This window comes from Rhodococcus sp. T2V (assembly GCF_029269925.1).
GTDB classification, from domain to species: Bacteria; Actinomycetota; Actinomycetes; order Mycobacteriales; family Mycobacteriaceae; genus Rhodococcus_F; species Rhodococcus_F koreensis.
The window spans coordinates 13552-39973 of sequence record NZ_JARJBD010000092.1; the positions used below are offsets into that span (position 1 = coordinate 13552).

Sequence of the window (26422 nt, forward strand, 5' to 3'; positions counted from 1 at the left end):
CCTGCCACGCTCGGACACGTCTGTACCCGAATCGAAAAGGGGATTCGGACCGGGACGTCCGGCGCGGCGGTCGCGCGGCGGGCTGCGTGGTATCGCCGGCACCGGAGGCCGCAGCGGCCGGTGAACTAGGCGTAGACGGGGCTTGTCTCGTCGGACCTACGGATCCGCGAGCGCTTGTGCCACCTCGGTGGGGAATTGCTGATGCTCATGCAGCCAGTCTTGCTGTGACTGGCACCTCAATCAAGATCGATAACCCATCAAATTCACCTCATATAGGGGTGTCGACGAGCAGGAGGTCGAGTCGGTCGCCGACCGGGCTCAGGACGAGCGGCGTGTCAGGACGAGCGGATCACCGTCGGTGATTGCAATCGTGTGTTCGCTGTGGGCGGTCCGCGAGCCGTCGGCCGATCGGATGGTCCACCCGTCGGGGTCGTAGACGATCTTGTCGGTTCCGCGGGCGAACCAGGGCTCGAGTGCGAGGGTCAGTCCGGGTCGCAGCACCAGGCCCCGTCCGGCCCGCCCCTGGTTGGACACGTGCGGGTCCTCGTGCATCGTTCGACCGAGTCCGTGCCCGCCGAATTCGGTGTTGACCGGGTAGCCGTAGCCGGCGGCGACCGCACCGATCGCCGCGGAAATGTCGCCGAGGCGCCCGCCCGGACGTGCGGCGTCGATACCGGCGGCGAGGGCGCGCTCGGTGGCCTCGATCAATCGCTGGTCGTCCGCCCGGGGTCTGCCGACGATCAGGCTGCGCGCCGAGTCGGCCACCCACCCGTCGATCGATACCGCGATGTCCATGCTCAGCAGGTCCCCGTCATGCAGGGTGTAGTCGTGCGGTAGCCCGTGGAGCACCGCATCGTTGACGGACAGACAGATGACGTTGTGGAACGGACCGCGGCCGAATGACGGCGCATAGTCCCAGTAGCAGGACACCGCCCCGCGCTCCTCGATCAGGTGCCGGGCGCGGTGTTCGAGGTCGAGCAGATTCACCCCGACCAGGGCACGCGACTGCAGGTCGTCGAGCAGTTCGGCGATGAACGCGCCGGTGGTGCGCATCGCCTCGATCTCCTGTGACGTCTTCAGTTCCAACACGCGCTCACGCTCCACTTTCTCGCAGACAACCCGGTATAGAAATACCAGGCTAGTGGATGGCTCGGTATTTTCATACCGAGCGTGGCGTATCCTTGTCGCATGGTGCGATCCCCTTTGACGCCTCAGCAGCGCGCCGCCGGCAAGCGACTCGGCGCTTACCTCCGGCAGGCGCGCGGCGACCGCAAGCCCGCCGAAGTGGCGCATGCCGCGTCGATCTCACCCGAGACCCTGCGCAAGATCGAGACGGGACGCCTCGCAACCCCGGCCTTCACGACAGTCGCCGCACTCGCGGCTGTGCTGGCGGTCCCGCTGGAGGACCTCGCCCAGATCTGCCTTCCCGAACTGAACCTTCAGCAGACCGGGTAGTAAGCGAAGCGCGGCCGACCATTTGGACGACGGCGCCTGCCGGGCAGCGGCCCGGAGTCAGTGGTCACAAGCCGAGGGTTTCGACACAGTACTGCAGTTGCGCCTGGCTGAAGATCCCCGATGGGGTGATGTAGACGTTGCCGTGAACATGCACGAATAGTGCTCACCGGCAGGCGGCTCGGTGATCAGCTTCCCTTACAGGGTCCGTTACCTGTCGAAGGCTCGCTGGTCGTCTCCCACTAGAGGGTGCGACCGCGCGGCGTGCCGCCCGGGGGTCGGGCAGTCGCGTGGCGGGTGCGTCGGGTGTGTCGGGCGCGTTCGGTTTCGGAGAGGCCACCCCAGATGCCATAGGTTTCGGTGGTGGTGAGGGCGTGGACGCGGCAGTCGGTGAGTACGGGGCAGCTCTGGCAGAGTTGTTTGGCGGCGTGCTCGCGCCGGGCGCGGACGCTACGGCGTTCACCGTCGGGGGAGAAGAACATGTCGGTGTCGGTGCCGCGGCAGGAGGCGCGGTGCTGCCAGTTCCGGTCGATGGGGTGGTGCGGATGATCAGGCACAGCAGATGGGTCGCTTTCGGAATTGAACGGTGACACGCTCAGCGGATCGCGCGGCGAGGTGCGACTGGCGGGCTGGGGCGGTGGCCGGCCTGTCCACCGATGAACAGCTGCGTTGCGATTCCATCGGGAAGCACTGTGGCACCGACGTTCTCGTGTGCTGCGGTCATCGGAGTGCGCTCCCACATGCTGTGTCATGGCCTGCATAAGCATCCCTCCGGCGGGGGTCTCCGGTCTTGCAGTAAAACGCACACTTCGTGCTGAAACGCGCACGGAAATGGCCTCCGCGGGGTCCCCTGCGTGGCGACGGCAGCGCCTGACGTGTCGTGGTGCCCGGGGTCGGTCTCCTGAGCGCGAGTCAGGTGGCTTTGCTTTCGGCGGGTCCGACCGCGTCGAGCACGGTGGCACGCGTCGAAGCGTCGGGGGTGCGGGTCGCCTGGACGGTTCCGGTGTTGAGTAGTTGCAGCCATCTCGCCTCGTCGAATGGTGAGGGGCGCGTATCGGACAGGAACTTCTCGACGGTATGGACAAAGCGCATGGGGTCGTCCCGGAAGGGGAAGTGCCCGGCGTCTCGGAAGATGTCCAGCCGCGAACCGGGCATTGCCGCGTGCGCGGAGTGGGCGTGGCTGACGGGGATGACGGTGTCCCGATCTCCCCAGATGAGTTGAACGGGGAGACTGGCCGTGAGGTAGCAGCGGTCGAGCATGGTCACCGTCTGTCCGCGCCAGTCGACCACCGCACGCAGGGTGCGCAGGTAGGCCTCGTATGCGGTGGGGTCGGGCAGTTCGGTCAAGATGCGCACCAGATCCGGGGTGTCGTGCAGCGCCGCACCGGGGTGCAGGGCAGTGCCGTGCAGCCGAGTCAACGCCGTTCCCACCCACCGCACCGCGGGCACCGCTCCGGGCAGGCGCAGCAGTTTCAGTGCCTCGTTGATGATCGGTGTCGCCGCGAGGCGCAGGAATGGATGAACGTCCTTGGTGATACCGCCGGCGGAGACCAGGATGAGCCGATCCACCATGTGTGGGAACTGGTAGGCGAACTGCATCGCGATGCCGCCGCCGAGCGAGTGTCCGATCACGGTGGCGTGGTCGATTCCCAGGGTGGAGAGTAGGTCGCGCATGCCGTTGGCGTAGGCGGCGACGGAGTAGTCGGCGCGGGGTTTGTCGGAGCGGCCGTGGCCGAGTAGATCGGGTGCGATCACGGTGTAGTTCTCGGCGAGGTGGGGGATGATCTCGGTCCATGTCGAGGAGTTGTCGCCGATGCCGTGCAGCAGCAGCAGCGCGGGGCCGTCACCGGTCATGCGGAAGGCGCGTCGGTATCCGTGGATGGTGCGAAACATCAGTTGCGTCTCGGCGTCGGGCACCGGCCTGAGCCTGCGCATGCGACTGGGGTTCATCGCGCCCTCCTCGCTTGTCGCTTTCGTTGTCGATTCTTCGCTGCGCATCGTCGATACCCGTGGCGACACGCCCCACCCGGGGGTGTTGACATCAGGAGGTCGTTGCTTTTCTCCCGTGCCCCGGAGTGGGCGCGAAGAACGTTCGCTGGTTATTCGCCGTGGAGGCCGCGGCGTTACACGCAGGCGATCACCGAGCCACCGGAGTGCCTGTGGCGCTCGGCCGGCTTGGGGCCGTCGAGCCGCATCCTGGTGTGGTTGGCAAGGGTGGAATTGCCGCACTGTTATTGAGTGACGGCGTTTATTGAGTGACGGCGTCGCCGTGGTGGTCACAGCGCTGATGCAGGCGCGTGGTTCGTTGGCCCGGCATCGATCGATTCTCGACGGTCGCCGTTCGAACGGATGCGGGCGCGCCGGGCAAAGTCGCAATCTCCGCGCCGACCGAAGGTAGAGGACATCTCGGGGGAGCAGTCCACGTGCCGGGTCGACGTGTCCGCGTCTCAGCCCGCCACCGGCCCGAACGCGGGCAGCTGAACCAGGCTCCAGGTACAGCGCCTCGGCAGTTCCTCGATCTTCGGCAGCTGCGCCGGAGTCTCCGTGGTCGGATCGATCCCGATCTGCGCCGCCACCCGGTCTCGCATGTCCTCGTGGGTTATCCGCCACCTTCTATCAGGTCCGCGACCGCGACCAGTTCGGCGGCGATCCTGCGGGCCTCTCCTGGTGTCAGGCGTGGCCGGAACTCGGGGTGGTCACCGACCTCCCAGGTCATTGAGACGCCGGGTCGCCGGTCCGCCTCTCGGACGGGCGTGACGAAGCAGAACGACGACTCGATGCCGTCTTCGTCCAATGTGAGGTAATCCAGTGCCGCGGTCAGTTCGATGCAGTCGCTGCTGTCACCCATGCAGGTGTGATCCGCGCGCCCGCGAGCGTCCTCGTTGGTGCACCAGGGTGCGCATTCGGTTCCGGTCGTCTGGTTGGTGTCCATGCTTTCGATCCTCCTCCCGTGACCGTTCGCCTGTCGCGATATCGCCGCAGGTGTGGTGGTCGACCATGATGACCCCGGCCTGCCGGTAGCTGTGGAAGACGGCGCGGTTGAGTTCGACCAGCGCCCGGTCCTTCCACAGGGTGCGGTCGGAGCGGGTGTCGAGTTAACGCCTGGCGGAGATGTCCGGGAGCATGCCGTAGCGGTTCTCGTCGGAGAAGTTGCGGGCCCCGACCTCGGTGCTGACGTACCAGCCGCTGAACCGGCGCACGGAAGATCACCCCGCCGATGTCGAGATTCATGTTCGACACGGCCGGGACGGCATGCCAATTCAGGCCGAGGTCGCCGAATCAGTCGTAGTCGCGGGGTGATGTCGACCTCGAGCACGAGATCGGCGGGCACGTCGAACCGGTGCAGGGGCTCGTCGGGAATGGAGATCGCCCACCGGGTTGCCGGTAGCCGGCGTAGCGGATCAACTGCGGGCTGAGAATGCGGTACTCCCGCCCATCGGGGCGCGGCGGCGGGCCGATCACGATCACCGACTGCAGTGCGCTGCCGTTGCGGCAGTGTCGATCGGATGCGAACAGTCCGTGAAGGACCTTTCGCGGACTCGTCCCGTCGCTCGGTTCATCGGTCAGGAGTTGATAAGGGATCGGTAAGGGTGGGTGCGGATTCTTGGATTTGTCATTCCGCCCCGTTTTGAGGAGTTTCCGCCATGTTTACCCCCCGCATCCGCCGTATTGCCCGTTCGTCGATGTTGCTGTCGGTTATCGGCTTGTCCGTGTTGGGTGGTGTCGGCGCAGCGAACGCGGCGTCGGCCGACGCGCCGCGCCACACCGACGACGTCTACATCTGCTGGTATGACGACGGTTATTCGACCACGTATTGGATCTGCTGATACGGCGCGCCCTGCATTACGTCCGTCCCGGTCCGTTGTTGGACCGGGACGGACGTTGTGGTGTGTGGGGGAAGGGTTTCGCCGTGCCCGATCGGCCGCGGTGGACGGTACTGCGGGAGGTCGTTGACGGTGCGCAACGGCTCGATGCGGAACGGGGAGTCGTCGGTGATGCCCTCGGCCTTGTAGGGCCCGGCGGTCGTCGCGGCGAGGGCGTTGTCGAAGGCATCGGCCAACGTCCCGATCGACGGCAGCAGTGCGTGCAGGAACAGGATCTCCTGGGAAGCGCAGGGCCGTATGTTGCGACCCCGATGCGATGAATACTGCTTCCGCGCAATGGGTTATCGTGCATCGCCCGCGCGGTGCAGGTGTGATTCTCCGCTCGCCGCGCTGAGGCGCTCTCTCTGGGCGTCGACACCGGCGTTCTTCCTCCGCAATGCCTGCAGTTCGGTGTCGGCCTCGGATACCGACGCAGCAGGCATGCCGCCATCGGACGCTTCGGCATTGCGGACCCACACCCCCGGCGTCTCCGTTTTCGGGGATATCCGCTCGGTGATCGTACGGTTCGCCTCGTGCTTGCCAGGTGTATCCGTCACGGTGCTCGAGGGCCAGGTGCACGGTCTTCTCCGTACCTCGGCGCGGTAGACATTCGGCACAAGGATGACCTTCCCGAGAACACAGGTGTGCATCGAACTCGGGACGATTCATTGTGCCGAGTTCGGGGGCCTGCCTGTCGGTTCCGTTCTCGGCGCTCAAGAATTCGGTAAGGGTTCGATCAGGCCGGTCTTCCAAACTTTCTCTTGTAAGTTTCCCCCGACGAAGACAAAGGAACGCCTGTTATGTTCATTCGTATCACCACCGCCGCCCGCACCCTGACCCTTGCCGCCGTGATCGGGGTGAGTGCCCTCGGCGCCGTCTCGATCGCCAACGCCGAGACCGCCACGTCGCTCTCCAGCCAGGACGCAGTGTTCCTCGAGGGCATGGCCGATGAAGGGATCACGTTCACCACCGACGACGCCGGGGTCGGGCTGGCCCATCACATCTGCGGCGAATTCGCCGATGGCGCCACCTTCGAGGAGGTCGCTGCGGAAGGTCTGCAGCATTCGTCCCTGTCCGCGTACGACGTGGGTTACGTCATCGGTGGTTCGGTGTCGGTGTACTGCCCTCTGTACACCGACCAGCTGCCCGTCTGAGCCCGGTCCTCGTGCCCCCGTGCCACCAGCGGTGCGGGGGCACGGATTGGTCTGTCCGTGATTTCGGTGGCGCGACGATCCACCTCGGCACCCGTATATCTCGGATACCAAGTTATACTTGGTGGTGCGTTCGAGCGGTCTGCGGGTCGTCCGACGGACCGCTGTTGCTCGCGTGGCGGGCATGCCGACAATCCTTGGTGCGTGCCATGGATCGGTTCACCAGGCGAGGGTGGGGGCTGGTCCGAAAGGGCGGCGGTGACATCCACAATGACCTCACGAGGACAAACTACTCGTGCACACCGGAAATGGGTGAGGCGGTCTCCCGTGATGGGCAGGGTGGGTGCGTGCGGATGAGCGAGCACGATCTGGTGCCGGGTGCGATGTTCGCCGGATACACGATCGAGCGGGTGCTCGGTACCGGGGGGATGGGCACGGTCTATCTGGCGCGGCATGGGAGTCTGCCCCGGGGGGTCGCGGTGAAAGTTCTCGACGGGACCGCCGACGACTACATGCGGGCGCGGTTCGTGCGCGAGGCCGAACACGCCGCGCGACTCGAGCACCCGAATATCGTGACCGTGTATGACCGGGGCTGCGAGGGGGACCGGCTCTGGATCGCCATGCAGTACGTGGCGGGAACGGACGCGGCGACGCTGCTGCGCCGCGGCCCGCTGCCACCGGATCTGGCCGTCCACATCGTCGCCGAAATCGGGCAGGCCCTCGACTTCGCACACCAGCACGGCATCCTGCATCGCGACGTCAAGCCGGCCAACGTGCTGCTCGCCGGGCGACCGGCCGCTGGTGCCGGGGTGTGGCGAGTGTTGCTGACGGACTTCGGGATCGCGAAGAACTTGGACGAGACCCGGCGTCTGACCAGGACGGGCATGCTGGTGGCCACCCTGGTGTATGCGGCGCCCGAGGCCCTGGTGGCGGGCGTCGAACCCGACCACCGCGCCGACGTGTATTCCCTCGGGTGCATGCTGTTCCAGTTGTTGACCGGTCGGCTCCCGTACTCGGGGTCGGCCGCTGCGGTGGTCGATGCGCATCTCAACCAGCCGATCCCGCGGCCGACCGTGCTGCGACCCTCTTTTCCCGACGCGATCGATCCGGTGATCCGGCAGGCGCTGGCGAAGGACCGCGACACCCGGTTCGACAGTTGCGGCGCCTTGGCGCAGGCGGCGCGCAGCGCGTTGTCGTCCCCCCGGCCGGCGCCCGGACCACGGGCGACCCGGACCCCGCAGGTGCTCCCGGTACCGGACCGGATCCGCGCCCCGAGCCCTCGTCGTCAGGTTCGGGCGGCGACCCCGCCGCGCCGGGTGCGAGTCGACACCCCGCCACCGAACCGCGGTGTCGCGGGCGCAGGCCGGCCGGGCGGCACCCGCGCAGGTGGGCAGGCCGGACCGGTGCGCTGGTGGCGACGGACGACGACGATCGTGGTCGGTGTGCTTGCCGCGATGGTGGTCGTGGGCGCGGGGGTGGGTGCGGTCGCCGCCTATCTCGCGTCGCCGCATCCACCGGCCGCCCGCACCCAGACCACGCTCGCCTTCACCGGCCTGGCAAGCCCGCAGGGGGTCGCGGTCGATGCGAACGGGACCGTGTTCGTCGCCGATTCCAAGAACAACCGCGTTCTCGAACTGGCCAGCGGCGCGACCACCCAAACGGTGCTGCCCTTCAGCGGGCTCGACGACCCGCTGGCGGTGGCGGTCGACGCCCGCGGGAACGTCTACGTCGCGGACACGGGCAACAACCGGGTCCTCGAACTGGTCGCCGGCTCCGCCACTCCCACCACGCTGCCGTTCACCGGACTCGATGAGCCCCTTGGTGTTTCGGTTAGCGACGGCGGAGACGTCTATGTCGCGGACGGGGGCAACAACCGGGTCCTGAAGCTGGTGGCCGGGTCCTCGACACCCACCGCGCTGCCGTTCACCGGACTCAGCCGGCCCACCGATGTCACCGTGAGCGATACGGGCGACGTCATCGTCCCCGACTCGCGGAACCATCGGGTCGTCGAACTCACTGCCGGGGCGTCCACCCCCGCCACCCTGCCGTTCAGTGACGGTCACGCACCGAACGCGGTGGCGGTCTCCGACGACGGCGATGTGTTGCTGACCACCCTGGACTCCAACGACGTGTTCGAGCTGGAGTCCGGTTCGTCGGCCCCGGCCACCCTTCCGTTCACGGGCGTCGATCGACCCGCCGGAATCGCAGCCGGCGACGATGGTCACCTCTACCTCGCAGACCTCGGGAACGATCGGGTGCTCGAACTGGCATAGGTTCCGGCGACCGAGTTGGCCCCGCGGCCTGCGGGGAGTCGCTCGGATCGACTGTCGCGCAGGAAGACTCCGATCCGTGCTCCATCCGGGGTGCGATCTCGCGAGAGCGGGAGCCTCTGCCACCGGTCGCCGGCCGCTTCGGCGCGCCCGTCAGGCCGGGGTCTGGTCGTTCAGCGCTCGTCGGGAGGTCTGCGGTTTCGCGTCCGCCCGGACCCGGTTGTTGATGGCGGCGCTGGCCTCGGTGATGAACTGATCGATCAGGCGCTGATCGGCGGGGGACATCGGGTGGTACACCTCGCCGAGCATCTCGCCGAGTTCCCCGTAGATGCGACTGAATTCGTCGCGGCCGTGGTCGCTGAGCGAGATCAGCCGCTTGCGCCGGTCGGTGGGATGCGGCACCCGCCGGGCGTAGCCGGCCTGCTCGATCCGGTCGACGAGCTCGGTCGCGGAGGCGCTGGTGATGGTCAGTTCCGCAGCGAGTTCGCTCGCCGTCAGAGGGCCGTTGACGTAGAGATGGCCCAGTGCCACGGTCTCGGTCACACCGATGCGGAGGTGCCCGCGCGCCGCGTGACCGCGATACCGCTCCACCGCCAGGACCAGATCGCGGACGGCCAGCGCCAAGCGAATATCGCGTTCCATGCATGTCAGAGTACCCGCGATCGACCAGGGCTCCGTGCCTTCAGGATTCCTTGTGTCTCGGCTACCGAGCTATTAGAGTCGGGGTGGTAGCGCAACGACTTTGTCGGCCTCGTGCGCGAGGCGATCTAGCGATGGAGGGGAATCTGGGCGGGAGCTTTCTCTAGAGCGCCGTGGTCCTGCCCGCCGCAACACCCGTCCTGCGCCGATCGCGTGCGCGGCCCGCCCGAGGGGACAGACGCCACCACTCGACCTGCACTCCCCGTTTCCTTGCCGATCACGATGGTCGCCGGCGGAAGGCCGCCTGCGACCATCGCGCCGAAGGGAGTGCAACGATGAGCGGCACCGCGCAGGGATCACGGATCGGCACCCAATTCGGGCACTACCATCTCAAGCGGCTTCTCGGCAAAGGCGGCATGGGCGAGGTCTACGAGGCGTACGACCTCGACAAGGACCGCACCGTGGCGCTCAAACTCCTCCCCGACGCCTTGGCCGACGACCCGGTCTTCCGCGAACGTCTGCGCCGCGAATCGCACGCCGCCGCCCGCCTGCAGGAACCACACGTCGTGCCGATCCACGACTACGGCGAAGTCAACGGCGTGCTGTACATCGACATGCGCCTGGTGCAGGGCACCGACCTGCGCTCACTGTTGACCCGCTACGGGCCGCTGGCCCCGCCGCGGGCAGTCGCCATCATCAGCCAGATCGCCGCCGCCCTCGACGCCGCCCATGCCGACAAGCTCGTGCACCGCGATGTGAAACCCGAGAACGTCCTCGTCACCCGGCAGGACTTCGCCTACCTCGTCGACTTCGGCATCGCGAACTCGGCCACCGACGAGAAACTGACCACCCTGGGAACCGCCGTCGGCACCTACGACTACATGGCCCCCGAACGCTTCGAGGGCGACGGCAGCGAGGTCACCTACCGCGCCGACATCTACTCGCTGGCCTGCGTTCTACACGAATGCCTCACCGGCGCAAGGCCGTACCCGGCGGACAGCATCCGGGTGAAGATCAGCTCACACCTGTTCGAGCCACCACCGCGGCCCAGTGTGGCGCGCCCCGGCGTGCCGGCGGGCTTCGATGCCGTCATCGCCCGCGGCATGGCGAAGAGCCCGCAGGATCGCTACGCCACCGCCGGCGATCTCGCACTCGCCGCCCACGACGCCCTCAGCGCCGGCGATCAGGACGAGGCCGCCACCCTCATCGAGAAAACCCAGGGCGACGCCGCCGAGCCCGGCCCGCCGGATGCCACGGGACGGACCGGCACACCCCCACCGGCGCACACGCCGCCGCCCGCCCCCGCACCACCGACCTACATCGACACCCCGCCGCCTCCGCCGTACGGCACCCGCACTCCGACACCACCGGCGTACGGCACCCGCACTCCGCCGCCTCCGCCGTACGGCCACGTGCCGCCGCAAGAACACGGTGCCCCGAATGCCAACGCAGACACCTGGATCGACTCACACTCACCGACCGCGGGACACGGTGGGGCCGGCACGCCCCCCGGGTGGGACAGCACACAGGTCGCCCCACCCCCGCCCCCGCCCCAGGGGTGGGGCGGCCCCCAGCAGAGCCAGCCGCCACGCCCGGGTCCGTCCAAGCGGATGTGGATTGTCTTCGCCGGCGCCGCGCTCGTCGTGGTCGCGGCCGCGGCCGGTGTGGCGATGTGGCTCGCGAAACCGGCACCCACGCCGCCCACACCGGCTCCCGCGCCGGTGTCCGCACCCCCGACGTCCCCGGAACCGTCCGGCCAATTCACCGCCGCCGATCAGCGGCTGATGCAGGTCATGCCCACCGGATACGGCGAATTCAACTGCCAATCGGAACAGCCGACCCCAGGTGAACTCTCTTCCCTCTCCTGCCAGCCGAACCAAGCCACCGGTGCGCCCTCCGCCCGCTTCTTCCTGTTCACCGATCTCGCCGCACTGCAGAGCCATTACGACGACGTCCTCAATGAGACGGACGTCATTTCCTGCCCGGACGGTGGCGGCGGTCCCGGCCCGTACAGTTCGCACGGTGAACCCCAGACCGTCGGCCAGGTGGCGTGTTTCATGTCTGCCGACACTCCGCCGGTGCCCGCCATCGCCTGGACGAACGAAGCCGATCTGGCGATCGGAAAGGTCTTCGCGGACGACCCGAACGGCATGACACCCATGTACGAATGGTGGACGAAGCAGGGGGCGTTCGAGTAGGACGGGAGCAACCGGCGGCTCGGCAGGAGCAAATCCGGCGCGGTGCACGGGAGGCGCGGTGCACGGGAGAAGGCGGGGGTTACGCCGTCATTGCCGCTGGGGGTGTCGGCGCGTTCATCGGTCGACGCGACGGCGGGAATCGACGCGGCCGAGCAGCAGAGCGAGTACCACGATCATGATGACGGCGAGGACGCCGCAGATCGCGAGGTCGGTCAGCCAGATTTCGGGAGTGTGCCGCCACAGCGGATCGTCGGCTCCGGGAGATCCCGGCATCGCCGCCAAGTCCACGGTGGAGGCGGCCATCGCATAGGTCCACCGCGACGGGGAGAGCCAGGACAGCTGTTCGAGGGGCACACGCCCGTGTAGCGGGAACAGGCCGCCGCAGAGGATGAGTTGGGCCATGACGACAAGCACCAACAAGGGCATACCCCGGTCGGCGTTGTCGATCATCGCCGAGATGAGCAACCCGATGATCATCGAGGTGACGGTCACCGCGATCACTGCGATCGCGATCTCGGCTTCACCGGATCCCAGCAGGGCGGCGCCGTCCGGCCCCGGCCGCCCGACCCATCCCAGGATCCCGAGAACCAGTCCCTGCAGACCGGTGATCACGGTGAGCACCGCGAGCTTGGAGGCGAGATAGGCGTTGCGGGACAGACCGATTGCGTGTTCCCGTCGGTAGATGGCCTTTTCCTTGACGATCTCGCGGACCGCTGCTGCGCAGCCCATCAGGGCGCCGCCGATGATCAGCAGGACCAGTAACTGACCGGGCTCGTTCGAGTGCTGGACCGCTGCCTGGGTGAGCGAGAGCCCCGCGGTGCCGGGAACAGCATGGGTGAACAGACTGAGTAGCAGTGGCAGCGCCAGCAGGAAGGCTGTGTACTGGCGGTCGGCCGCGATGACGGCCAGGTAGCGGCGGCACAGGATCGCGAACTGGGTGAGCGCGGATTGTTGGGCGTTCGGGTTCTCGGGCGGTGACCGGTGTCCGGGCGGTGCGGGCGTGGCATCGGTCGGGCGCGGGCCGATGTACACCGGGTACAGAGGCGACTGCCGGAAGCGGGCGGCCCAATCGGTGCCGGTGTCGTGCTCGAGCAGCGTGAACAGATCGGGGAAGTCCTCGCAGTGAAAGTAGGTGAGCGCTTGCCCAGGGGGCCCGAAGTAGGCGAGCCGGCCCCCGGGGGCAAGGACGAGAAGCCGATCGCACAGGTCGAGTTGGGAGACATTGTGCGTCACGACCACCACCGATCGGCCCTCGTCGGCCAAGCCGCGCAGCGTCTGCATCACCGACTTGTCGTATCCGGGATCGAGCCCGGACGTCGGTTCGTCGAGGAACAACAGCGAGGGTTTGGTCAGTAACTCCAACGCGACGCTGGTGCGCTTGCGTTGTCCCCCCGAGAGGCTGGTGATGCGCTGGTCCGCCTGGCCGGTCAGCCCGAGTTCGGCGAGCACCTCGTCGATACGCTGCTGCCGGGCCTCGGCCGACACGTCCTGCGGAAACCGCAGCCGCGCCGCGTAGTTCAGTGCACGGCGCACCGTGAGCTGGGTATGCAGAATGTCATCCTGCGGGACGAAACCGATACGGTGTCGCAGTTCCGCGTAGTTCGCGTACAGATCGCGCCCGCCGTAGTGCACGGCCCCACTCGTGGCCGGCCGGAACCCGGTCAGGGCATTGAGCAGGGTGGATTTTCCGGCACCGGTCGGTCCCACCACCGCGAGAAGGCTGCGTTGATCGAGGGTGAACCCCACACCCGTGAGCAGGACACGTCCGTTTGCGGTGACCGACTCCAGGTCGGTGGCCTCGAAGGACACGTCACCGGTGTCGACGTATTCCTCGAGCCGGTTGCCGTTCAGCCGCAGCAATTGATGACCGACGCCGATCACGTCCGGTTCACCGATACGCGCCTGGGACACCCGGATTCCATTCACGTAGGTCCCGTTGGCGCTGCCGAGGTCGACGATGTCCCAGCTCCCGCCCGAATAGCGCAGTTCCGCGTGGTGGCGGGAGACCAGCAGGTCGTCGAGGATCACGTCGTTGTCGTCGGTGCGGCCGATGCCGATCCGAGGTTGCTCGATCGCATGAACAGCGGTGGGGGGCCGCGGCGATCGATCGCCCTCCGATGGTGTCGGCGCAGGTTCCGGGGGTGGTGCCGACGGTATGGGACGAAGGTGCAGGACCACACCGTGGGACGGGTTCCCGAGTACGACTGTCGTGGGTCCGTGCACCGGCACCTGATCGACCCGATGCCCGTCCAGGAAGATGCCGTTTCGGCTGTGATTGCTCAAGGTCCAGCCGTGCGGTGTCGTGGTCAGGACCGCATGCGAGCGTGAGATGCGCGGGTTGGCCAACTGTGCATCGGCGGTCTCGGACCGGCCGATGGTGAAGGTGTGGCCCGGCGCTGCCCGCCACCGGTGCCCGTCGGCCGCAACTTCCAGTGCCGGTGGCTCGTTGGGTGGGGAATCGTCGGGGTTCATAGCGGCAGTGCCGGGAGCGTATGTGTGTCGGTGCGATGATCTCGTACGCGAGCGTCGAAGTCCGGCGCCCAGCGACTGGTGCTTGCGTACCGCTCGCGGGTCGTACCTCTGGTTCGAACGCAGGATCTCGGCATCCGGGTGCCAACCACTATCATCTCGACGCCAACCGCCGTGATGACGTTCGCATGCCGAGTTACTTCCTACGTATCACCATGCCGACAGAGTCGTTGACGTTTCTCCCAGATCCTTCCTGCGATGTCGAACGCGGGTACCGCGCCGAGAGTCCGAGGTGGGCGTGGGCCGGTGGGGAACCCTCGGCGCGAACAGTCTTCGTGAAGCAGTCATCTCACTCGGCTGCCTAACAACAAGATTGCCGTAACATATGGCATTCTCATGATACGGAATGGTGCGCGATCGTGGTAGTCGCGTGCCGGTCATGCCGGCAGACATGGAGAACGCCGGCGTCGATGACGACGTCGGCGTTCTCGGGAAGCCTCACTGAAAGGGTGCCGCCGGTCACCGCACAGTCGGGATCGGAATGTCCGAATGAGTGCGCACAGCCGGCGTACCGAACTCCCGTGGGATCACCGCGGCGTCGCCGCCATGCCGGAATCGCGAGCTGTCGCCTGCCTGGGGTGGCGGTGCCGGACCGGCAGGCACCGAGCGCAGCACCTACAGGGTGGTGATCATCTCGTAGTCACTGGTGCTCCAGGAGGCGAGGAACACGTCGAGACTGATTGTCTCGGCGCGACCGGTGTCGATGCCGCTGTCGTTGAGGTAGACCAACCCCGCGGCGAGGTCGATGCCGGTGACGACGACGGCGTGATCGGCGGTGGTGCGGTCACCGCGTTCGCCCCAGATGATTTCCGCGTTGACCCCGACGATGACCTTCCGGCCAATCACGAGATCTGCGACGAGTTCATCGACGCCGACCGTCGCGTTTTCGGCGTGGCTGAGGACGGCGGCGATGTCATAGTTCGCCAGCAACACGGGAATGTCCTCGGAAGCCGTCCCGCCGGTGCTGGCATCGGCGTCCGCGGGTCCGCCGGCCGCGTCGCCGGTGTAGATCGGGCCCGGTGTGACGGTGCTGGGGGTGTTGCGTGCGACCTCGACGATCTCGGCCTCGGAGGGAGTGCGGCCGGTGACTTCTCCGACGACGTCGGCGACCGCCATCTCCGCGCAGTCGTCACCGTGCTGACGTTGCCAGTATGTGGCGGCTCCTACCGGATCGCCGACCACCACCGAGGCTGACACGGTCGAGACCGCGGCGGGGCTCACCGCGTTCGCGGTGCCGACGAGGCCGAGAGCGGCCACCCCGACAACAGCGGCGGTGATGCAGGTACTGGCGGCGGTGGCGATCTTGCGGGTGAACACGATGGTGGACCTTCTCTCATGGTCTTGCTGGGGACGTGAGGAAGTGTGTGGTCCGCCGCTTATCCGATCCTGATCAAATCCCTATCCCCGATCCGTCGAGCGCATCCCCCGGCGAGCGACGCCGACGCCCCGTGCTGCCGGGCCTGGTAGATCTCGTGTCCAGGACGGCATAATTGATGCCGACGCAACAACCTCGCGCGGGCGCCCGGAGCGAAAAGGCTCGGTGATTGGTGTGGCAGAGAATGTCGAGGCAATGAGTCCCCGGCTCGGTCTCCACGTCCTGGGCTCAGTGGAGTTGACCATCGATGGAGTGCCGCAGTCCCTGGGTGGCACCAAACCGCGCGCTGTGCTGGCGATGCTGCTCATCCGGCGCGGTCGTGTGGTCGCGGCCGACGCTCTCGCCGCGGCGGCGTGGAATGACGATCCGCCCCCGGACTACCGGGCCAGTTTGCACGTGATCGTGTCCAAACTGCGAAAGGCCCTCGGCGGCGCCGATGTGGACCCCAAGACCGTATTGGCGACCGTAGCACCGGGATACCGACTGTCGGTGGCGGACGACGACTTCGACCTGGCCCGGTTTCGGGCATTGTCGTCGACCGGTGGCCGGCTCGCCGAGGCCGGACAATTCGAGGAGGCGAGCGCCGCACTGTCTCACGCCCTGGACGAGTGGAAAGGGCCGGTCCTCGACGATCTACGCGGGCACGGCTTTGCCGATGCGTTCGCCGCCACTCTCGAAGAGGAACTGCTGGCGACCGCATCGGCGCGAACCCAGGCCGAAATTGCATGTGGCCGAGCCGAATCAGTAATCTCTACTCTGATCGATCTGACGAATGAGCATCCGCTTCGAGAGCCACTGTGGGCCCAGCTGATCACCGCCCTCTACCTGGCCGGCCGGCAGTCCGACGCCTTGGACGCATGCCGGCGGCTACGCACGACCCTTGCCGACGAACTGGGCATCGACCCATCCGGACCACTACAAGACCTCGAAAAACGAATCCTGAATCAGGAACCGTTGACCGTGACGACCGGCGCCATGACGTTGACCTTGATCGAGCAGCAACAGAGAGTGGCCACCGGACAGCTCCGCGACCGCGCCGGCACGGCGATCCCGGTTCCCCCCGGTGGTCTGCGGATCGGGCGAAAGAACACCAACGATCTCGTGCTCAGTCACCGCAACGTCAGCCGGTACCACGCGATCGTCGTGGCTACCGGGCCGCGATACGAAATCCGGGACCTGCAGTCGTCAAACGGCACACTGATCAACGGCGAGCGCATCATCGACTCCGCCATTCTCGGCCATGGCGACGTCATCCGCATCGGCGGCACCGAATGGTCGTTCGAGGTGATAGGGCCGTAGGGCCAACTGCGCCAACGACTGTGGCGATGACCCTGTCGCCGCTCGGTGGCGTCGACTACGCAGCCGGTAGGGGACCACCAGCGCTGGTGCTCCGGTGGTGGTTGCCGAGGCGACCGACGCTCGTCCGGTTGTGCCAGCTGACTCCGACGCAACCGGTTAGGTTGTCGTAGCTCCTCTCGTACGGAAGAAGTCCTTACTCGATGTTTGCAAGATCAGGGTCACGACGACCACGGCAAGCCCTGAGCACACGACTCCGAGAACTCGTCCGTAATCACTCGTGCTCACCCCGACATCGACGAGATAGAGCACCACTGCGACCGATGAAGTCCACAAGAGGGCTTTGTTGGCGCGACCCCTCGAGACGGCGACTCCACCCCATACGAGCAACCCGGCAAACACAAGGCCGACGAGGGAAAGATAGAGGGCTGCTGTGACTGCACCGGTCCGGGGATGGTAATGACTGCTCGTATAGAGCGACACCAAGCTGGCGATAGTGGTCAGCGCGGCCATGACAAGGGCGAGGACCGCTGCCGCGGTGACCGTCCCGGGGCGCTGGGCGATGCCGTAGCCGGCAGACGGAGCAGTGCCATACGCCGAGCCTCGAGCGTTGTAGGACGGGGTGACATTCGCCGGCGTTCCGTAGGGTTGCCGCCGCGGAGACCAGTGAGCCGTTGACGTGCCGTAGACCGATGTGCCGTACCGTGGCGGCTGTTGAGTTCCGTAGGCCGGGGGTGGCTGCGGTGTCGAGGCCCGCAGCGGTTCGATGGGCAGGCAGACCGTTTTCACGAGCGTGTCGGCGATCGTCTGCCGCTTGGCGGTGAACAACGGCAGCAGATAACCGATGTAGAAGATCGCGTCCAGGATGTGGGCGACCTGACGCACGAGCGACATCCTGAAACCGATCGGCCGGCCCGTTCGTTCACTGACCACCTTGAACTTCAGCACCGACTTACCGATGCTCGAACCGGTCCGGCCTTGGCGATAGCCCCAGTTCCAGAACCAGTACGCGAGCACCACCAGGGTGACGATCGACGAAACGATGCCTTCGAAGACCGCCGAGCTGCACGACGTGGCATCGTTGCTCTCGCCGGTAGAGCAGGACGTGCCATCCGCCATGCCGATGATCACTCCGCCGCCGACACCGAGGCCAACGGCGAGGATCATGTACAGAAGTTGATCGATGACGAAGGCACCGACACGCCTGAGCCATGAGGTGTAGGCCTCCGCCGGCAGGACGTCCACGGGATGAGCTGGGAGCGGATACCCGGTGCCGCCGGACGAACGTGGTTGAGAACCCCTCGGCGGCCGGGGTGGTGAATAGTCGCAGGGCGGAACTGGTGGTTGTTCGGTCATGGCCGAGCCCTTCCGGTGATGACGCTGGTTCGATGGTAAGACGGTGGTTCTGAAGCGGTAGAACAGATTCCGACGTAGGGGAGTCTGCTTGCCGACGTTTGCCCGCACCCACCACGTTTCCGACTGTGGGCGAGATCGGCGTGCGAGGCATCGAAGCAATTCCATCCACTCCATTTCCACTGATGTGGAGCATCGATCCGCAGTGGTCGATGCGATGGCCGAATCAGGCCCCGCAACGTGTGCGCATCCAGGATGTCGCTCAGAGCTTAAGCAGGTCTGAACGCCTTCTTATCGGCCCGCATGGCGCGGATCTGCTGGGGGTGGGCCGGCCGACGGTGCGACGGTTGATCGACGTGGGAGTTGTCGGCGGAGAAAGTCGGTACTCGGCATCGGCTGTTGTTGCGCGAGGTGCTCGAGTATCAGCAGCAGCGCCGTGCCCGCCAGTGCAAGGCACTGCCCAGACGGCCGTCCGGATCGGCGACGAGGACGATCCAGCGGTGGTCGCGGTAAGTAAGGAAGTCCAGTTCTACTTGAACGCGATTCGGGGATGTGATGGCGTCGGGAGGTGGGTGTGGATCCTGTGGATCCGCTGAATGCACCCGCGGCCTACGCGCATCTCCTGAGTTGCACCGGATTGGCCGATTCTCGGGGTGGTCCCTGCGTTTGCACTGGTGACAACGGTGCCATCCGGGAAACTGGCGTACTGGCTTGTACGCCGGTTTGTCAAGTGCGCAGGGCGAGGCGGCGTCCAGGACCGTCGTCGTGGGCGCCGCCTCTGTGGCCGGTCGATCTGGGGTGGGTGGCGAGCGTGTCGGTTTCGACGCGTGGTCAACTCTGACATGTGCGGATTGGCTTCCGCAGGAAGGTTATTCGACTGGAGTGGGTCGCTCGTCTATCATCGAGTGTGATCCCAACGTGGAGTTGGGGATTGCTCATAGTGTGGTCGCGGATCACTCCCAGACGCTGCCGTCACCGCACCTCACGGGCGCAGCTGCGGGTCATCGGGATGATCGCGACGGCGCCTGTGTGGCGGGGCGGTGTCAGAGCCTGGCGAGTACCGGCCCGGTCGTGCTTGGCGGGTATTGCCATGGTCTCGTGGACGCTGGTCTTCACGTCGGGTCTCTCCGTTTCCGCTTCGATGACCCACGTCTCGGGTCGGAGATCTCTTCTCCATTGGTGTTCGGTGGTGCACATTCTTGATGTGCGGCGGGTGCGGTCTCACCTCGTCGGTGACGGTGTGCTGTGGAGGTGGTCGAGGACTCGGTGGAGGAAAGCGAGCTGGTCGGCCAGTGCCTGCTGTTGCCAGGGTCCCTGGTAGACGTCGAAGTGATCGACGGGGTACTCGCGCAGTTGCGCGAGCGGGCCGGCCTTGGCGGCGGTCCGGCGGGCGGCGGCGGGCGGCGCGATGCGGTCGTGTGTGCCGATCTGCACCAGGATCGGGCAGGTGAGATGACGAGCGGAGGTGGTGGGCCGGTTCACCCCGACCTCCAGTGCGGTGCGTGCGCACACTTCGTTGCGCCAGGTCGCGCCGGCCATGGAGGTGTAGGCCTCCTCGGCGCCGGGCGTGCTGAGGATCGCCGCCGACCCGGGCTGCCCGACCACCGGAACGTGGTGCGGCGCGCGTTTGGTCAGTGCACGGGCGAGATCCCGCAGCCCGTGTCCGGTGGCGCGGACCAGCTGGCCGGGGCCGGCGTAGCGGGCGATCTGGACCAGGGCGGCGAACCCGTCGGTGGCCGGTGTCAGGGAAACGACCGCCGCGATGCGCCGATCCTCCGCGGCGACCGCGATGACGTGACCTCCGGAGTACGACGTCCCCCACAGTGCGATCCGGTCCGGGTCGACGCCCGGCAGGCGGCGGGCCGCCTCGATCGCGGCGCGGTAGTCCTGTCGCTGACGGCGGAACGACACATGTTGGCGGGGTGTGCCGTCCGAGTCGCCGAAGCCGCGGTAGTCGAAGACGAACGCATCGATGCCTGCCTGAGCGAATGCCTCGGCGTAGCCCAGCAGGCCGGTGTCCCGGGTGCCGCCGAAGCCGTGTGCCATGACCACGCACGGCCGGCCGGGTTCTCGGTCCGGCGCATCGGTGGTGGCCGGAACGTGCCAGGCCGCACAGGTGACGCCGTGGCTGGTGAAGGTGATCTCGTTGTTCATCGTGCTCGCTCCGGTCACGAGGCCAGCAGAGCCGGCGGGTGGGCGGTGAATCGCAGGTCGGGGTCCTCGATCGGCCCCTCACGCAGCCGCTCGACGTCCTTGTCGTAGGCCATCGCGGCTGTCCACGGGCCGCTGGTACCGACACGGGGGAACGCGGCGACCGCACGCTGGACGTATCCGGAGGTGAGGTCGAGCAACGGGACCCGTTCCATGTCCGGATCGGTGAGGACCGGTTCGACGACGGTGTAGCCGCGCTGGTCCATGTGATCGAGCAGTCGGCAGAAGTGCTCGCTGATGAGGTCGACCTTGAGCGTCCAGGAGATGTTCGTGTAGCCGAGTGCGAACACGAAGTTCGGTAGGCCGCTGAGCATCATCGACTTGTAGACGGTGGTGTCGGCCGGATTCACCGGCTCTCCGTCGACTCTGATCCGGATTGCACCGAACGCGAGCATGTTCAAGCCGGTGGCGGTGACGACGATGTCGGCCTCGAGTTCCTGGCCGGACTCGAGCCGAATCCCGGTTTCGGTGAAACGCTCGATCCGGTCCGTCACCACCGAGGCCTGGCCTGTCGAGATCGCCTTGAACAGGTCGCCGTTGGGCACCATGCACAGGCGCTGATCCCACGGGTTGTAGCGGGGGGTGAAGTGGGTGTCGACGTCGAAGTTCTTGGGCAGCTGGCGGCGGACCCCGGCGATCAACAGCGTCCGCATGAGCTTCGGGGAACGGCGGCAGGCCGTGAAGATCGCGCGGTGCATCATGATGTTCTTGCGCCGGATGATCGGGTACGCCCGCTTCGGGCCGATCAGCTTGTTGAGCCTGTTCGCGATCGCGTCCTCGGCCGGCAGCGAGAGCACGTAGCTCGGCGAGCGCTGCAACATCGTGATGTGCCCGGCGGTGCCGGCCATCGCCGGGATCAACGTGGCCGCGGTCGCGCCGCTGCCGATGACCACCACCTTCTTGCCGGAGTAGTCCAGGTCTTCGGGCCAGTGCTGGGGATGAACCACCTGGCCGGTGAAGTCCTCGATGCCGTCGAATTCGGGCGTGAAGCCGGCCTCGTGGTCGTAGTAGCCGGTGCCGGAGAACAGGAATCGCGCGGTGATGTGCACGGTTTCGTCGCTGCCGGAACGGTGCGCGGTCACAGTCCAGCACCCCGTGGACGAGGAGAATTCCGCCGACGACACCCGGTATCCGAAATGGATGTGCTCGTCGATGTGGTTCTCGGTGACGGTCTCCTGCAGGTAGTCCAGGATGATGTGCGCGTCGGCGATCGCCTTCTTGTGCGTCCACGGCTTGAACCCGAAGCCGAAGGTCGGCATGTCCGAATCCGAGCGGATCCCCGGGTAGCGAAACTGGGTCCACGTCCCGCCGATCGCATCCTTACCGTCGAGGATCGCGAACGTCGTGTCCGGCCGGCGGGTCTTCAGGTGGTAGGCCGCGCCGATTCCGGAGATGCCGGCGCCGATGATCAACACATCGAATTCCATGGTCTCCACGTCGGGGATGGTCGTGATCGTCACTGGTGTCTCCTGGACGCTGTCGAGTGGGGGTGTGATGTGATTCACAGTAAATCCGCACCGGCACCCGCGACATGTCCGTACGCCTACACCTTGCCCCCGACTATGTGCGGTAGCACACTCTGTTCATGACCAGTCCAACGACCCCCGCGGTGATCGTCAGGCTCATGGGTGACGTTGCCGAGTCGATGCTCGCCGAACTCGATCGGTTCGTCGAAGACATGGACGCCGAGGTGGTCAAGCTGGCCCCAGCGCTGGGCACCGATGCCGCGATCGCGGCGGAGATGTCGGCAAGCAACCGCGCGAACGTCGCGCGCCTACTGACGACACTCGCACGCCGCGACGGCCGCGCCGCACCGATCGACGTCCCACCGGAGGCGCTGGATGTGGTCCGCACCATCGTGCGCCGCGGCATCGACCTCGACGTGATCTTCCACGCCTATCGGCGAGGGCAGAACCTGGTGTGGCAGAGCTTCATCGCCCATGCGGCTCGGGTCGTCCAGCCGGGCCCGCAGCTCGTCGAGTTGGTGGAGGCGTTTTCGCAGCACCTATTCGAGAACGTCGACCACGTGATCGGCCGCGTCATTGCCGACGCGCAGCGCGAGCGCGAGGAGGTGCTCGGTGGTGCGCTCGCACGCCGCACCGAGACCGTTCGTCTGATCCTCGACGGTGCCCCGATCGACAGTCGCCGCGCCAGCGAACGCCTGGGGTACGAACTGGCCCGCCGCCATACCGCACTCGTGTTGTGGACCCAACCGCCCGGCGAGGTGCAGGGCGCGCTGGAGTCCGCCGCCACCAGCCTCGCCCGCGCCGCCGGTGCGCGCCCTCCGCTGACCCTCCCCGCCGGAACCTCGACGCTGTGGGCCTGGCTCGGTACCGACTCCGACCCCGCGCTCGACGCAGTGCGCGATGCGCTCACCCGAGCGCAGCCCAACGTCCGCGTCGCGGTCGGCCCCACCCAGCCCGGCATCACCGGGTTCCGCCGCTCGCACGATGCGGCGCTGACCATCCAGCGGCTGCTCAGCGGGCACCCGAGCGGCGCGCGCCTGGCGCTCTACCGCGACCTCGAAGTCACGGCGCTGGCAGCGCAAAACCAAGACCGCGCGGCCGATTTCGTCGCCACGACGCTGGGTCCGCTCGCCGCGGACACACCCAGCGCGGCGCGGCTCCGCGAGACCCTGCGGGTGTTCCTCGACGAAGCCGAGAACGCACCCCGCGCCGCCGTCCGTCTGCACACCCACCGCAATACCGTCCTGCAACGCGTCGCGCGAGCAACCGAACTCCTCGGTCACCATCCCGGCGAACGCCGGCTGGCGCTCGAACTCGCGCTCGAACTCGCCCACCACATCGGGCCCCGGGTCCTGACCCGGACCTGACGAACATTCAGGTACCTTCTGATCACCGCAACCGACCCGCCCAAACCCGGACTTCCCACCGAGTACTCCAGCGCGCCGGGGATTCCCGGGGCCGGCGTGCGGAACACTCACATACGTCCAGCGCGGCACCCCCGAGGCGACCCGTCAACTCCCCTCCGTCCACTGGGGCAGCGGGGAGTTCGCTCTGAAATGCGGCGACCCCGCATCCCCTGAGCGGCGGGCATCGTCTGCTGCTCGGTCGGGTGCGGGCCCGCGCCGCAGCGATGCATCCGTTTCTGCGGGACGGCGGGCTGATAGATGACGCGGACGTCGCAGAAACGCCTCGGCAAGCTCGCCCGCCCCGCCGCCGTCTACACCGGACCCGCACCTCGCACCTCAGCTGACCGGCGGACCTGATTTGCTAGTGCGAAGTCCGCCAGTCGACCGGAGCATGGCTGTCGCGGCCGGACTCGACGCTGTTGGACAGTTCCGAACTTCACTGCGTGGAGGGCTTGGATGCGGACTGCAACTCCGTGTCTGCTCAGTCGCGGTAGATCGCTGGGGGTGGGCCCGAGACCGGTCCGAGCGGGGTGGCCAGCCACCGGTCGTAGATGCGCATCCAGGTGCCGTCGGCGCGGATGCGGTCGAGTGTGCCGTTGACGAACCGCACCAGGTCGCTCCGGTCCTTGTTGACCCCTATTCCGGCGTGTTCGGTCTCGAGCGGTGGTCCGACGATCTGCAGTTCCGGGTCCTGGGCCGTGAATCCGGCCAGAAGTGAGTCGGAGGTGCTGGCGGCGTCGGCCTGTGCCTTCTGCATGGTGACCAGGCAATCGTCCCAGTCGGGGACTGCGACGATCGTGGCCTGCGGCGCGACCCGCTGGACGGTGGCCAATGACGTGGTGGCGATGAAGCTGCAGACCCGTTTCCCGGCGAGGTCCGCCGGTCCGGTGATGTCGGAGCCCTTGGGGACCAGAAGGCGCTGGTAGGTGCGCAGGTACTCGGTGGAGAAGCCGACCCGTTGTGCGCGATCGCAGGTGATGGAGGTGGAGTGGACGACGACGTCCACGTCGTTGTTCTCGAGTGCGGTGAACCGGCCTGCGGAGGTGAGCAGCCGGAATTCGAGCTTCGCCGGATCGCCGAAGATGTCGCGGGTGATCTCTTGGGCGATGTCGACGTCGAAGCCCTGCAAGGTGCCGGTGTCCGGGTCCCGGAAGCTGAGCAGATTGGTGTTCTGATCGATACCGACGATCAACCGACCGCGAGCGGCGATCTCGGCGAGCGAGCCGCCGGGTGGCATCTGTCCGGGTGCCGGCGGTGGGCCGGGGCGCAGGCTTGCGAGGGCACCGCACGATTCGGGTGATGGTGGTTCCGGAGGCGCTGTGCCCAGGGGCGCGATGATCTGTGCGCCACCCGACATCGGTCGGGTGTACAGACCAGTGGCGGTCGGGGTGAGCGGATCCGGTGCGGCGCACGCGGTGAGGACGGCGACGGCGGTGGCGATGATCGCGACGCCGACGAGGATCCCGGGCCGCGTCCGCGGTCCCGCGCTCTGTGTCGGCAGCGTCATCCGGGTCATCAGTGGTACTCGTTCAGTCTCGGCCAGATACCCCCGCCGACGGCGAATCCGCCGAGAACTCCGATTACGATGCTACCGATGGCCAGCTTCGACATCGACCGATACGTGTCCGTCACGGCGTCGACCTCGCCGTCGCGGAGCCGGTCGATTGCGCTGCGCAGGGACTGGTCGAGGGCGGCGAACCGTGCCGTCGATGCGGCAGGATCGGATCCGACGGCGATCGCCGCGGCGGCCGGGTAGTCACCACGATCGAGGGCGTTGTCGATCTCCTGATGCGTGGCACGCCACCCGTCGAGTGCGGTCACGGCGCCGTCGATCGGTTCCGCGGCGGCACGTCCGTGTGAGTCGGCGAGCTGCCGGGAGAGTTCCTCCGAGAGCGCCTCCGTACGCCGGGCATAGTCGATCTCGTACCGGGTGTCCGATCCGCGCTGCACTATGGCGAGGGTTTCGTCGGCGCGGGCCTGCTGCGCGAGAATGCGAGCGTGGACGACGGCATCGAGAGGTTGGGTCCCTTCGACTCTCGCGCGGTCGCTCGCCATCGACGACACCACACTTGCCGCGACCAACCAGATCAGCAGAACGGCCATCAGTGCGGTGGCGGCGGCGAGGCCGGGGTTGACCCGACGTTTGTTCTTCCGCCGCAGGTACAGCTGGGCGAGGATGAGGGCGACGAGCACGGCGACGGTCACGGTGAGGGCGGTCGTGGGCAGTTGCGCAATGTGGGTCTGGGTATCGGCGACCGTCTGGGATTGGTGGACGTAGAGGCGTTCGGCCATCGGGAGGATGGTGTCCTGCATGAGCGTGGAAGCATCGGACAGGTACGCCACCGCGACCGGGTTGCCGGACCGGTCGTTGGCCTGCGCTGTCGCCACCAGGTTGGCGTACTCGGCGAGGTTGCGCACGATGTCCGACAGCAGTGCCAGCGATTCGGCGTCCTGCGACGAGACGCCGTTGGCTGCGGTGACCAACGCGCTGGATGCCTCGCCGATCGCCTGGGTGTACTGCTGCCGGACGGCGGTCGTTTCGGTGCCGCTGGAGAGGAAGGACGTGGTGGCGTCGGCGTCGGCGATCGACAACGCGCTGTAGACGTTCTGGGCGGCATTCATCAGCGGTTCGGTGTGGGTGCGGAGGGTCTCGACGCGCTGCTGCCGGGCTGCAACCGCGGCCGAGGTGATCACAGCAGCGGTGAGGACCGCCGCGACGAGCAGGATCCCCAGCACGGACAGCCGTCCCGGCGTGGAGACGAGAAAGTCCATCCACGGACGGCGGCGGGCCTCGGGCTCGACGACCAGGCCCTCGTCGAGAGTAGGGGCTTCGGTAGCGACACGGTCACCACGGTGGAACATCCGGCCTCCTGCCCCACAAACCTGCTGGTCGGTCCCAGTCGGGATTGCCCGGCGGCCGTCCAGAGCAGCGACAGAATCGGCTGTCTGTCGCTGCCGAGTACAGCATGCTTCCTAGGGTTTGGCCGAGGGAAAGACACCGGGTGCACGAGAAGATCAACGAACATCTCGAGACAACCCGTCAAATCCTGCTGCGCGCGTGAAATCCGGTTGCCTGGATCACTTCCTTCCGAAGGTGTCATCGCTGTCGGCATCGCGACCGGGCGGCATCTGTGTGTAAGGCCGACGCGGCGCGCGACGGGTGGTTGTCGCTACCGCGACGCGGAGACCAGCATGGGCTCGCGCAGGTCGAAG

Annotated in this window: 22 protein-coding genes and 1 pseudogene; 7 read left to right on the plus strand and 16 right to left on the minus strand. The window is 67.0% G+C overall.

Going from position 1 to position 26422, the window contains the following annotated elements; translation table 11 throughout:
* Positions 1-318 precede the first annotated feature (318 nt).
* Complete coding sequence (map, locus tag P3H15_RS43170; protein ID WP_276142912.1) at positions 319-1089, minus strand: type I methionyl aminopeptidase; 771 nt, start codon at positions 1087-1089, stop codon at positions 319-321.
* A gap of 99 nt (positions 1090-1188) precedes the next feature.
* Between map and P3H15_RS43175 the strand changes: the two genes are divergently transcribed.
* Positions 1189-1455, plus strand: a complete 267-nt coding sequence (locus tag P3H15_RS43175; protein WP_012687703.1) for a helix-turn-helix transcriptional regulator — start codon at positions 1189-1191, stop codon at positions 1453-1455.
* A gap of 239 nt (positions 1456-1694) precedes the next feature.
* On the opposite strand, the gene P3H15_RS43180 is transcribed toward P3H15_RS43175, so the two are convergent.
* The 5 genes and pseudogenes from P3H15_RS43180 to P3H15_RS43200 all read right to left on the minus strand — a co-directional run.
* Positions 1695-2009, minus strand: coding sequence for a WhiB family transcriptional regulator (locus P3H15_RS43180; protein ID WP_276142913.1), 315 nt, complete (start codon positions 2007-2009; stop codon positions 1695-1697).
* Between the two features lie 355 nt (positions 2010-2364).
* On the minus strand, positions 2365-3402 hold the full coding sequence (locus P3H15_RS43185) for an alpha/beta fold hydrolase (protein WP_276142914.1): 1038 nt from the start codon (positions 3400-3402) through the stop codon (positions 2365-2367).
* A gap of 497 nt (positions 3403-3899) precedes the next feature.
* Positions 3900-4040: a hypothetical protein gene (locus P3H15_RS43190; RefSeq protein ID WP_276142915.1), complete on the minus strand. Its 141-nt coding sequence runs from the start codon at positions 4038-4040 to the stop codon at positions 3900-3902.
* Between the two features lie 11 nt (positions 4041-4051).
* Positions 4052-4384, minus strand: coding sequence for a hypothetical protein (locus P3H15_RS43195; protein WP_276142933.1), 333 nt, complete (start codon positions 4382-4384; stop codon positions 4052-4054).
* Positions 4385-4433: 49 nt separating this feature from the next.
* Positions 4434-4941: pseudogene (locus tag P3H15_RS43200) on the minus strand (nitric oxide synthase oxygenase); the annotation flags it as partial.
* 155 nt (positions 4942-5096) lie between these two features.
* Between P3H15_RS43200 and P3H15_RS43205 the strand changes: the two are divergent.
* On the plus strand, positions 5097-5279 hold the full coding sequence (locus P3H15_RS43205; RefSeq protein ID WP_276142916.1) for a hypothetical protein: 183 nt from the start codon (positions 5097-5099) through the stop codon (positions 5277-5279).
* On the opposite strand, the gene P3H15_RS43210 is transcribed toward P3H15_RS43205, so the two are convergent.
* Complete coding sequence (locus P3H15_RS43210) at positions 5252-5512, minus strand: hypothetical protein (protein WP_276142917.1); 261 nt, start codon at positions 5510-5512, stop codon at positions 5252-5254. The genes P3H15_RS43205 and P3H15_RS43210 overlap by 28 nt on opposite strands.
* Positions 5513-6115: 603 nt before the next feature.
* Here P3H15_RS43210 and P3H15_RS43215 point away from each other — a divergent pair.
* On the plus strand, positions 6116-6469 hold the full coding sequence (locus P3H15_RS43215; protein ID WP_276142918.1) for a DUF732 domain-containing protein: 354 nt from the start codon (positions 6116-6118) through the stop codon (positions 6467-6469).
* Between the two features lie 350 nt (positions 6470-6819).
* Positions 6820-8739, plus strand: coding sequence for a serine/threonine-protein kinase PknD (locus P3H15_RS43220; RefSeq protein WP_276142919.1), 1920 nt, complete (start codon positions 6820-6822; stop codon positions 8737-8739).
* 150 nt (positions 8740-8889) lie between these two features.
* Here P3H15_RS43220 and P3H15_RS43225 read toward each other — a convergent pair whose 3' ends face one another.
* Positions 8890-9378, minus strand: coding sequence for a MarR family winged helix-turn-helix transcriptional regulator (locus P3H15_RS43225; RefSeq protein ID WP_276142920.1), 489 nt, complete (start codon positions 9376-9378; stop codon positions 8890-8892).
* 332 nt (positions 9379-9710) lie between these two features.
* On the opposite strand from P3H15_RS43225, the gene P3H15_RS43230 reads away from it, so the two are divergent.
* On the plus strand, positions 9711-11573 hold the full coding sequence (locus P3H15_RS43230) for a serine/threonine-protein kinase (protein WP_276142921.1): 1863 nt from the start codon (positions 9711-9713) through the stop codon (positions 11571-11573).
* Positions 11574-11687: 114 nt separating this feature from the next.
* Here the strand turns inward: P3H15_RS43230 and P3H15_RS43235 are convergent, their stop codons facing one another.
* Together P3H15_RS43235 and P3H15_RS43240 are read right to left on the minus strand one after the other, a co-directional pair.
* Positions 11688-14045, minus strand: coding sequence for an ATP-binding cassette domain-containing protein (locus tag P3H15_RS43235; protein WP_276142922.1), 2358 nt, complete (start codon positions 14043-14045; stop codon positions 11688-11690).
* Positions 14046-14717: 672 nt separating this feature from the next.
* On the minus strand, positions 14718-15419 hold the full coding sequence (locus P3H15_RS43240) for a hypothetical protein (protein WP_276142923.1): 702 nt from the start codon (positions 15417-15419) through the stop codon (positions 14718-14720).
* Between the two features lie 253 nt (positions 15420-15672).
* On the opposite strand from P3H15_RS43240, the gene P3H15_RS43245 reads away from it, so the two are divergent.
* Positions 15673-16776 carry a BTAD domain-containing putative transcriptional regulator gene (locus P3H15_RS43245; RefSeq protein WP_276142924.1) on the plus strand — a complete coding sequence of 368 codons (1104 nt, stop codon included), beginning with the start codon at positions 15673-15675 and terminating at the stop codon, positions 16774-16776.
* Positions 16777-16932: 156 nt separating this feature from the next.
* Here P3H15_RS43245 and P3H15_RS43250 read toward each other — a convergent pair whose 3' ends face one another.
* The 4 genes from P3H15_RS43250 to P3H15_RS43265 all read right to left on the minus strand — a co-directional run bounded on the left by P3H15_RS43250 (position 16933) and on the right by P3H15_RS43265 (position 21764).
* The gene (locus tag P3H15_RS43250; RefSeq protein ID WP_276142925.1) at positions 16933-18018 is read right to left on the minus strand and encodes an RDD family protein; all 1086 of its coding nucleotides are present in this window, start codon (positions 18016-18018) and stop codon (positions 16933-16935) included.
* A gap of 1080 nt (positions 18019-19098) precedes the next feature.
* Positions 19099-19242, minus strand: a complete 144-nt coding sequence (locus P3H15_RS43255; RefSeq protein WP_276142926.1) for a hypothetical protein — start codon at positions 19240-19242, stop codon at positions 19099-19101.
* Positions 19243-19347: 105 nt separating this feature from the next.
* Entirely contained in the window at positions 19348-20280 is a 933-nt protein-coding gene (locus P3H15_RS43260; protein ID WP_276142931.1) for an alpha/beta hydrolase, read from the minus strand.
* Between the two features lie 14 nt (positions 20281-20294).
* Positions 20295-21764 (minus strand): NAD(P)/FAD-dependent oxidoreductase, encoded by a 1470-nt coding sequence (locus P3H15_RS43265; protein ID WP_276142932.1) that lies wholly within the window; start codon positions 21762-21764, stop codon positions 20295-20297.
* 158 nt (positions 21765-21922) lie between these two features.
* On the opposite strand from P3H15_RS43265, the gene P3H15_RS43270 reads away from it, so the two are divergent.
* Positions 21923-23170, plus strand: a complete 1248-nt coding sequence (locus P3H15_RS43270) for a CdaR family transcriptional regulator (protein ID WP_276142927.1) — start codon at positions 21923-21925, stop codon at positions 23168-23170.
* Positions 23171-23690: 520 nt separating this feature from the next.
* Here the strand turns inward: P3H15_RS43270 and P3H15_RS43275 are convergent.
* Positions 23691-24725, minus strand: coding sequence for a glutamate ABC transporter substrate-binding protein (locus P3H15_RS43275; protein WP_276142928.1), 1035 nt, complete (start codon positions 24723-24725; stop codon positions 23691-23693).
* Positions 24725-26071 carry a hypothetical protein gene (locus tag P3H15_RS43280; RefSeq protein WP_276142929.1) on the minus strand — a complete coding sequence of 449 codons (1347 nt, stop codon included), beginning with the start codon at positions 26069-26071 and terminating at the stop codon, positions 24725-24727. Before P3H15_RS43280 ends, P3H15_RS43275 begins: the two co-directional genes overlap by 1 nt.
* Positions 26072-26422 lie beyond the last annotated feature (351 nt).

What these genes read in the sequence shown, in the direction of transcription:
- P3H15_RS43175 (WP_012687703.1), top strand. Translation starts at nt 1,189, where the DNA reads ATGGTGCGATCCCCTTTGACGCCTCAGCAGCGCGCCGCCGGCAAGCGA.
- P3H15_RS43185 (WP_276142914.1), bottom strand. Translation starts at nt 3,402, where the DNA reads ATGAACCCCAGTCGCATGCGCAGGCTCAGGCCGGTGCCCGACGCCGAG.
- P3H15_RS43190 (WP_276142915.1), bottom strand. Translation starts at nt 4,040, where the DNA reads ATGCGAGACCGGGTGGCGGCGCAGATCGGGATCGATCCGACCACGGAG.
- P3H15_RS43195 (WP_276142933.1), bottom strand. Translation starts at nt 4,384, where the DNA reads ATGGACACCAACCAGACGACCGGAACCGAATGCGCACCCTGGTGCACC.
- P3H15_RS43205 (WP_276142916.1), top strand. Translation starts at nt 5,097, where the DNA reads ATGTTTACCCCCCGCATCCGCCGTATTGCCCGTTCGTCGATGTTGCTG.
- P3H15_RS43215 (WP_276142918.1), top strand. Translation starts at nt 6,116, where the DNA reads ATGTTCATTCGTATCACCACCGCCGCCCGCACCCTGACCCTTGCCGCC.
- P3H15_RS43220 (WP_276142919.1), top strand. Translation starts at nt 6,820, where the DNA reads ATGAGCGAGCACGATCTGGTGCCGGGTGCGATGTTCGCCGGATACACG.
- P3H15_RS43225 (WP_276142920.1), bottom strand. Translation starts at nt 9,378, where the DNA reads ATGGAACGCGATATTCGCTTGGCGCTGGCCGTCCGCGATCTGGTCCTG.
- P3H15_RS43230 (WP_276142921.1), top strand. Translation starts at nt 9,711, where the DNA reads ATGAGCGGCACCGCGCAGGGATCACGGATCGGCACCCAATTCGGGCAC.
- P3H15_RS43235 (WP_276142922.1), bottom strand. Translation starts at nt 14,045, where the DNA reads ATGAACCCCGACGATTCCCCACCCAACGAGCCACCGGCACTGGAAGTT.
- P3H15_RS43245 (WP_276142924.1), top strand. Translation starts at nt 15,673, where the DNA reads ATGAGTCCCCGGCTCGGTCTCCACGTCCTGGGCTCAGTGGAGTTGACC.
- P3H15_RS43260 (WP_276142931.1), bottom strand. Translation starts at nt 20,280, where the DNA reads ATGAACAACGAGATCACCTTCACCAGCCACGGCGTCACCTGTGCGGCC.
- P3H15_RS43265 (WP_276142932.1), bottom strand. Translation starts at nt 21,764, where the DNA reads ATGGAATTCGATGTGTTGATCATCGGCGCCGGCATCTCCGGAATCGGC.
- P3H15_RS43270 (WP_276142927.1), top strand. Translation starts at nt 21,923, where the DNA reads ATGACCAGTCCAACGACCCCCGCGGTGATCGTCAGGCTCATGGGTGAC.
- P3H15_RS43275 (WP_276142928.1), bottom strand. Translation starts at nt 24,725, where the DNA reads ATGACCCGGATGACGCTGCCGACACAGAGCGCGGGACCGCGGACGCGG.
- P3H15_RS43280 (WP_276142929.1), bottom strand. Translation starts at nt 26,071, where the DNA reads ATGTTCCACCGTGGTGACCGTGTCGCTACCGAAGCCCCTACTCTCGAC.